Here is a 440-nt window from a genome sequence, read left to right as displayed (position 1 = left end):
GTGGTAACTCCATCTATCTGGCCAACTCCTACTGGTCCGACTTCAACGCCGAAGACGAGCGCAGCTGGCAGCTGGGTTACGGCCTGGACTTTGGTTCGTTCGGCGTTCCGGGTCTGAGCTACAACTTCGCTTACGTGCGCGGCGACAACATCACCACGTCTACAAGCGAAGGCGGCACCGAGCGCGAGATCTTCAACCAGTTCAAGTACGTCGTGCAAAGTGGCCCGGCCAAAGACCTGAGCGTGAAGTTGCGCAGTTCGATCCTGCGCGTGTCGCAGAAATCCAGCGAGTACAACGTCAGCGGTAACGAACTGCGTGTATTCGTGGACTATCCGATCAACATCTTCTGATGATCGATCCGCTGTAAGAAAAATGAGAAAACCCCGATTCGTTCGGGGTTTTTTTTCGGCGTTTTTTCAGCGCAAACCGCAAATAACCGG

Annotated in this window: 1 protein-coding gene; it reads left to right on the top strand. The window is 54.3% G+C overall.

The genetic code is table 11. The features are described from left to right. Nucleotides 1-350: OprD family outer membrane porin (locus J5M56_RS25595; protein WP_207938135.1), on the top strand; the 350-nt coding region annotated here is incomplete at its 5' end. Nucleotides 351-440 lie beyond the last annotated feature (90 nt).

The sequence above is a fragment of the Pseudomonas sp. 51_B genome, assembly GCF_017491595.1.
GTDB lineage: Bacteria > Pseudomonadota > Gammaproteobacteria > Pseudomonadales > Pseudomonadaceae > Aquipseudomonas > Aquipseudomonas promysalinigenes.
Note: the sequence above shows the minus strand (reverse complement) of the source record. Positions and strands in the feature narration are given on the sequence as shown.